Consider the following 7,147-nt stretch of genomic DNA (forward strand, 5'->3'; position numbering starts at 1 on the left):
GCGCTGCGCGCCCGCACCCAGGCGATCGCGAAGCACCTGACGGCCTTCCTGCGCAAGACCGACCGCTACGCCAAGACCATCGTCTTCTGCGTGGACCAGGAACACGCCGCCGAGATGCGCCAGGCGCTGGTCGCCTTGAACCAGGACATGGTCGCCCAGCACCCCGACTATGTCTGCCGCGTCACTGCCGACGAGGGCGAGATCGGCCGCGCCCATCTCGGCCGCTTCCAGGACGTGGACACGCGCACGCCGGCCATCCTCACCACCTCGCAGCTTCTCACCACCGGCGTGGACGCGCCGACCTGCAAGAACGTGGTGCTCGCCCGCGTCGTCGGCTCGATGAGCGAATTCAAGCAGATCATCGGCCGCGGCACGCGGGTGCGCGACGACTACGGCAAGCTCTGGTTCAATATCCTCGACTACACCGGCTCGGCCACCCGGCTCTTCGCCGATCCGGCCTTCGACGGCGACCCGGCCCGGCTGACCGAGGAGGAGCTCGACGCCGCCGGCGAGACCATCGCCGTGAATGAAATCCCCCAGCCCGGCACCGAGCCGGAGCCCGAGCCCGCCCCGCCCGAGGTGCTGGAACCGCCCGGCGCGGAACGCCGGAAATTCTACTTCGACGGCGGGCAGGTCGAGATCGCCGCGCATCTGGTCTATGAGCTCGACCCCTCCGGCGCGCAGCTTCGCGTCGTGCGCTACACCGACTACGCGGCCGAGAGCGTCCGCTCCCTCTTCCCCACCTCCAGGGCGCTGCGCGAGGCGTGGAGGGACGCCGCGCGGCGGTCGGAGATCGTGCAGCGCCTGGCCGAGCGCGGCATCAGCTTCGACCAGCTCGCCGAGGCCGCGGGCCAGCCCGAGGCCGATCCCTTCGACCTGATCTGCCACCTCGCCTTCAACGCGCCCCTGCGCACGCGTCGCGAACGGGCGAGGGAACTGCGCGCCCGCGCCCCGGACATCTTCACCCGCTACGGCGCCGAAGGCCGCGCCATCCTGGAGGAGCTGTTGGAGAAATACGCCGCCCATGGCGAGGCCGAGTTCGTCCTGCCCGACGTCTTGAAGGTGCCGCCCATCTCGAACCACGGCCAGGTGGCCGACATCATCCGCCTCTTCGGCGGGCCCGAGCAGCTCCGCGCCGCGGTGGCCGAGCTGCAGGAGCAGCTCTATGCCGCGTAAGCCCCGCGCCGCCGGCAAGCCCGCGCCGACCACCGCCCAGGCGCTCGGCGCGCTGCTGAAATCCGCGCGCGACATCATGCGCAAGGACAAGGGGCTGAACGGCGATCTCGACCGGCTGCCGCTGCTCACCTGGATCATGTTCCTGAAGTTCCTCGACGACCTCGAGCAGCAGCGCGAGGCGGAGGCCGCCCTCGCCGGCACGCGGTTCCGGCCGGCCATCGAGCCGCCCTATCGCTGGCGCGACTGGGCGGCGAACCCGCAAGGCATCACCGGCGACGAGCTGCTCGCCTTCATCAACGGCGAGGAGACGGTGCGCCCCGACGGCACGCGCGGCCCCGGCCTCTTCGCCTATCTGCGCGCGCTGACCAGCGAGAACGGCGACGATCCGCGCGACGTGATCGCCACCGTCTTCCGCGGCGTGGACAACCGCATGCGCAGCGGCTACCTGCTGCGCGACGTCATCGACAAGGTGAACGGCATCCACTTCACCTCGTCGGAGGAGCTGCACACCCTCGGCGCGCTCTACGAATCCATGCTGCGCGAGATGCGCGACGCGGCGGGGGATTCGGGGGAGTTCTACACCCCTCGCGCGGTGGTGCGCCTCATGGTGCAGGTGACCGACCCGCGGCTCGGCGAGACGGTGCTCGACCCCGCCGCCGGCACCGGCGGCTTCCTGGTCGAGGCCTTCGCGCACCTCTCGGCGCAGGTGCGCACGGTGGCCGAGCGCCGGGTGCTGCAGCAGCGCTCGCTCTTGGGCTGCGAGCCGAAATCCCTGCCCTATTTGCTCTGCCAGATGAACCTGCTGCTGCACGGGCTGGATGCGCCCCGGATCGACCCGGGCAATGCGCTGCGCCATCGCCTGGCCGAGATCGGCGAGCGCGACCGGGTGGACGTGATCCTCACCAACCCGCCCTTCGGCGGCGAGGAGGAGCGCGGCATCCAGGACAACTTCCCGGAGGACCGGCGCACCGCCGAGACGGCGCTACTGTTCCTCCAGCTCATCATGCGGCGGCTCCGGCGCGCGCCGACCTCGGCGGGCCGGCCGGCGCGGGCGGCGGTGGTGGTGCCGAACGGCACGCTGTTCGGCGATGGCGTGGCCGCGCGCATCAAGGCGGACCTGCTGGAGCAGTTCAACCTGCACACCGTGCTGCGCCTGCCCGAGGGCGTCTTCGCCCCCTACACCGACATCCCGACCAACGTGATCTTCTTCGACGCCGGCGGCCCGACGCGCGAGATCTGGTTCTACGAGCAGCCCCTGCCGGAGGGGCGGCGGAAATACACCAAGACGCGCCCGATCCAGTTCGAGGAGTTTTCCGGGTTCCTCGCCTGGTGGGGGAGCCGGGCGGAGGGGCCGCGGGCGTGGAAGGTGGACGGGCCTGGGNCGCGCGGGCCGAGGGGCCGCGGGCCTGGAAGGTGGACGGGCCCGGGCTGATCCGGCGCGACGAGGCGGGGCGGGTGGTGGCGGTGAACCTCGACCTCAAGAACCCGGCGGCGAAGGCGGCGGAGGACCATCGCGCCCCGGCCGAGATCGTGACGAGCGCGCTGGCCAAGGAGCGGGAGGTGCTGGCGCTGCTCGAGGAGCTGCGCGCGCTGGTGGACGAGGGGCCGGGCTGAGCATGCGCTGGCCGAGGGTGGCGCTGGGGGAGGTTGCAGAGCCGGTGGCGCGGCCGGTCGCCCCACGACCTGACGACACGTATCGCTTCATCGGCGTGAAGTGGTGGGGCGAAGGCGTCTACGAGTTTGCGCGCAAACCCNCTTGGAGGAGCTGCGCGCGCTGGTGGCCGAGGGGCCGGGCTGAGCATGCGCTGGCCGAGGGTGGCGCTGGGGGAGGTGCTGGCGCGGCACGATGACTGGGTGCCGATCGAGCCGGAGTCGGAGTATCGCCAGATCACGGCTCGCCTGTGGGGGCAGGGCCTCGTCCTTCGCGCTGTCGTGTCGGGCGCGGAGATCGCGGCGACATCCCAGAACCGCGTTCGCACAGGACAGTTCCTCATCTCGAAGATTGATGCCCGTCATGGCGCCTTCGGTCTCGTGCCGGAGGAACTTGATGGCGCTGTGGTCTCCAACGATTTTCCGGCCTTCGCTGTGGACGGCACACGCTGCCTGCCGGGCTTCCTCCGCTGGGTGAGCAAGACCGACTGGTTCATCGCGCTCTGCAAGCGGGCCAGCGAGGGTTCGACCAATCGCGTTCGGCTGCGCGAGACTGCCTTCCTGGCTCAGGAAATCCCCCTCCCGCCGCTGTCGGAGCAGGAGCGGATCGTGCGGCGGCTGGACGCGGTGGAGAAAATACTCAGCGATCTTGCACGCTGTCGCGGGGAACGGGATGCCGAATGCACGCAAAGCCTCAGGGCTTTGATCGCGGACCAAGCCGGCGGAGCTACGACGCCGATGCGCGAGCTTGTGAAGTTGCGCGAACCGGACGTCACGGTGGATCGCAGCGCCACCTACGAGTTCGCTGGCGTCTACTCCTTCGGTCGGGGCGTGTTCCGCGCAGGCACCAAGAGCGGGATGGATTTTGCCTACCCTAGGCTCACACGACTTCGCGCGGGCGATTTCACCTACCCCAAACTGATGGCTTGGGAGGGCGCACTCGGGATCGTGCCGCCGGAATGCGCCGGCTGCGTCGTTTCAACCGAGTTTCCGGTGTTCGAAGTGTCCCAAGAACGCGTGCTGCCCGAAGTGCTCGATCTCTATTTCCGGGACCCCCGGGTATGGCCGCGCCTCGCTGGTGCCAGCACCGGCACCAATGCCCGCCGACGGCGCCTCAATCCAAGGGATTTCTTGGATTATTCTTTCCCACTGCCGTCACGCGACAAGCAGATCAAGATCGCCGGCGCATACCATCTCGTGGCCAAGATCCGGGACCGCGACAGGACCATCGAAGCGGAGACCCGCGCGATCCTCCCCGCCCTCCTCGCCGAGGCCTTCGGCCCGTGACGGCGCTGCGGCGGGTCGTCGCCACGCAGTTCGATCGGCCAGCCCGCACCGGCCGCACCCGCCCCCTCTTCCTCGCCTGCCGCGACGCGGCGGGCGGGGAGGTGGAGGTGATCGCCAAACTCTCCGCCCGCTGCGACCAGGGGGTCGTCAACCTCGCGCGGGAGGTGATCGCCGCCTGCCTCGCCGCCGATCTCGGCCTACCGGTGCCCGAGCCCGTGCTGGTCGAACTGCCGCCGGACTGGATCGCGAGCGTCACGGAGGCGGACACGCGCGAGGCGCTGCGCGCGAGCGTCCCCGTCGCCTTCGGCTCCAGGCAGGTCGGCCCGCAATTCTCCGCCTGGCGGCCCGAGACGCGGCTGACCCCGGCCATGCTGCCGCTGGTGCTCGCCGTCTTCGTCTTCGACGCGCTCATCGCCAACCCCGACCGCCGCGGCGAGAACCCGAACTGCCTGGTCCGGGGCGAGGAGCTCCGCATCTACGACCACGAGATGGCCTTCACCCACCACATGGTGATCCCGCGCCTGGAGCCCTGGCGGCCCGGCGCGCTGCAGGACCTCGCGGCGCCGGGGCGGCACATTTTCCGTGACAGGCTGCGCGGCGCGGTGCTGGACTTTGCGCCCGTTCGGGCCGCCTGGGCCGCCTTGCCGGATGCCAGGGTGGAGGGCTATGGCAGGGCCCTGCCGGCGGAATGGGCCGGCGCGGCCCGGGAGGCCGAACAGGCGATCCGGATGATCAAGGACATCCGCGACCGGATGGAGGACTGCCTGACGGAGATCGCGAGGGTTCTGGCATGACGCAGCACCCCTACACCTACACCATCCTGCGCTACCTCCATGACCCGCGGGCGGGGGAGGCGCTGAATGTCGGCGTCGTGCTGCACGTGCCGGCGGAGCGGAAGCTGCTGGCCCGCCTCCGCTCCACCTTCGGGCGGGTGAAGGCGGCCTTCCCCGACCTCGACGGCGAGGCCTTCAAGCAGGCGCTGCGCGAGGTGGAGCGCGGGATCGAGCGCGTTGCCCGCGAGCTGGAGAAGGGCGGCCTGCTGGCCGCGGCCGGCGACGCGGCGGCCTTCGCCCGGCGCGGCATGCCGGATGACGACAGCGCGCTGCAATGGTCGCCGGTCGGCTCGGGGCTGACGGCGGATGCGGAGGCGACGCTCGAACGCCTCTACGATCGTTTCGTGCAGCGGCATGACGACCGCGCGCGCCGCCGCCGCGATGACGAGGACATCTGGCGGCCGGTGCGCGAGAGGCTGGAGGCGCGCGGCGTCTCCGTGCCCTTCGAGGAGAAGACCTTCGCCGGGGAGGTGGACGCGATCACCTTCCGGCACGCCTGGAAGAACGGGCAGTGGCACGCCTATGAGGGGGTCTCGCTCGATCTGGCGAGCCAGGACAGCATCATGGAGAAGGCGCGGCGCTGGGTGGGCCACCTGACCACGGTGAGGGACGGGCTGGCCGAGCCGCTGAAGCTGCACCTGATCATCGGCGCCCCGCAGGAGCAGGGGCTGGGGGAGGCCTATCGCAAGGCGCTGGCGATGATGCGCAAGGCGCCGCTGCGGCCCGAGGTGGTCGAGGAGGACGCAATCGACGATCTCGTCTCCCGCATCGAGGACGAGGTGCGGGCGCACGCGCCGCACCAAGGGCCTCCCGCAGCGCGCGGGGGATAGGGCGCGTTCAATCGCCTCGGGCGGTGGCGTCCGGCGTGCCGGGCGAGCGCGGCAGCCGCGAGGATGCGAGTTCGGCGCGCTGTTCGCCCCACTCGCTCGGCAGCGGCTCCATGAGTCGGGTGAGGTCCGCGTCTGCCCCATGGCGGCCATCGAGCAGCCCCTCGACGAGATCCGGGGCGAGGACGGCAAGCCGGAGCAGCCGCCCCAGATAGCCTCGGTCGATCTTCTCCCCCGCCGCCATTTCGGTGATCGAGCTGTAGCGCCCCTGGTCGAGCAGCTTCTGGTACCGGAATGCCCGGGCCAACGCCTTCACCAGCGCCGGGTCGGCGCGGGTGGGGATGGCGGTGTCGGCGCCGGCCGTCGGCAGCGGCTGAACCACGGTCTTGCGGCCCGGCCGTCGGCGGATCTGCAGCGGGACGCGGACGGTGATACTGGTGGCGCCGGTCATGCGGCTTGCCTCCGTGCCGCCGGCGCCTCTGCTCCAAGGTCCCCGACCAGCCCGGCCAGCCCGTCGACGCGCAAGCGGATGTCGGCGCCCTCCGTCCCGATCGTGACGCGCTCCACCAGCGCGTGCACGATCCGCGCCTGCTCGGCCGGGAACAGCTCGTTCCAAAGCGGGTCGAGCCGGTGCAGCGCGTCCCGCACCTCCCGTTCGGTCAGGTCAGGAGCGTCTCTCCGCGCCGCGAGCCACGCGCCGAATACGATCTCGGGCTGCCGCAGCAGGGCGCGGAGCTGGGCGATCACCGCCCCCTCGATCTCCGCCGCCGACACGCGCCGCACGATGCTGTCGTCTCCAGCAGCGTCGCCCTTCAGCACGCGCTGTGCGACGTAGTAGCGGTAGACCCGCCCTTTCTTCACACTGTGCGTTGGTGACAGCGCCCGGCCATCGACGCCGTAGATCAACCCCTTCAGCAGCGCCGGCGCCTGCTGCCGGTTTTGCGCCGCGCGCTTGCGCGGGCTGACCTGCAGGATGGCATGCGCCCGGTCCCAGAGATCGCGCGCCACGATCGCCTCGTGCTCGCCGCGGTACACGTTTCCCTTGTGCGTGACCTCGCCCAGGTAGGTCCGCAGGTTCAGCATCTTGTAGACATCGCCCTTGTCGAGCGGGCGGCCGGACTTGGCAGTGATCCCCTCCGCCTGCAGCCTGCGCACCGTCTCGACGCTCGAGCCGGTCTCGACGAAGAACGCGAACACCCGCCGCACCCGCGCCGCCTCGGCCTCGTTCACCACCAGCTTGCGGTTGGCGACGTCGTAGCCGAGCGGCACCTTGCCGCCCAGCCACATGCCGCGCGCCTTCGACGCCGCCACCTTGTCGCGGATCCGCTCACCGATCACCTCGCACTCGAACTGCGCGAAGCTCAGCAGGATGTT

The 7,147-nt window shown here is 70.8% G+C and carries 8 protein-coding genes; 6 read left to right on the forward strand and 2 right to left on the reverse strand.

All coding sequences use genetic code 11. The annotated features are described in order from the left end of the window. From ET526_RS20340 to ET526_RS20360, 6 genes are all read left to right on the forward strand, one after another. Nucleotides 1-1,176: type I restriction-modification enzyme R subunit C-terminal domain-containing protein (locus ET526_RS20340; RefSeq protein ID WP_275668658.1), on the forward strand; the 1,176-nt coding region annotated here is incomplete at its 5' end. Then, the gene (locus ET526_RS20345) at nt 1,166-2,608 is read left to right on the forward strand and encodes a type I restriction-modification system subunit M (RefSeq protein WP_192898737.1); all 1,443 of its coding nucleotides are present in this window, start codon (nt 1,166-1,168) and stop codon (nt 2,606-2,608) included. The genes ET526_RS20340 and ET526_RS20345, both read left to right, overlap by 11 nt. Then, nucleotides 2,590-2,790, forward strand: coding sequence for a hypothetical protein (locus ET526_RS21585; RefSeq protein WP_192898738.1), 201 nt, complete (start codon nt 2,590-2,592; stop codon nt 2,788-2,790). Before ET526_RS20345 ends, ET526_RS21585 begins: the two co-directional genes overlap by 19 nt. A gap of 186 nt (nt 2,791-2,976) precedes the next feature. After that, nucleotides 2,977-4,113 carry a restriction endonuclease subunit S gene (locus ET526_RS20350; protein WP_135470787.1) on the forward strand — a complete coding sequence of 379 codons (1,137 nt, stop codon included), beginning with the start codon at nt 2,977-2,979 and terminating at the stop codon, nt 4,111-4,113. Then, nucleotides 4,110-4,907, forward strand: coding sequence for a HipA family kinase (locus ET526_RS20355; protein WP_135470789.1), 798 nt, complete (start codon nt 4,110-4,112; stop codon nt 4,905-4,907). Before ET526_RS20350 ends, ET526_RS20355 begins: the two co-directional genes overlap by 4 nt. After that, entirely contained in the window at nt 4,904-5,776 is an 873-nt protein-coding gene (locus tag ET526_RS20360; RefSeq protein WP_158295651.1) for a DUF3037 domain-containing protein, read from the forward strand. Before ET526_RS20355 ends, ET526_RS20360 begins: the two co-directional genes overlap by 4 nt. Nucleotides 5,777-5,783: 7 nt before the next feature. Here ET526_RS20360 and ET526_RS20365 read toward each other — a convergent pair whose 3' ends face one another. Further along, nucleotides 5,784-6,224 (reverse strand): hypothetical protein, encoded by a 441-nt coding sequence (locus ET526_RS20365; protein WP_135470793.1) that lies wholly within the window; start codon nt 6,222-6,224, stop codon nt 5,784-5,786. Continuing rightward, nucleotides 6,221-7,147, reverse strand: a 927-nt coding sequence (locus ET526_RS20370; RefSeq protein WP_240048507.1) for a recombinase family protein, incomplete at its 5' end; no start/stop codon positions are given. The genes ET526_RS20365 and ET526_RS20370, both read right to left, overlap by 4 nt.

It is taken from the genome of Crenalkalicoccus roseus (assembly GCF_004761865.1).
In the GTDB taxonomy this organism is placed as follows: Bacteria; Pseudomonadota; Alphaproteobacteria; order Acetobacterales; family Acetobacteraceae; genus Crenalkalicoccus; species Crenalkalicoccus roseus.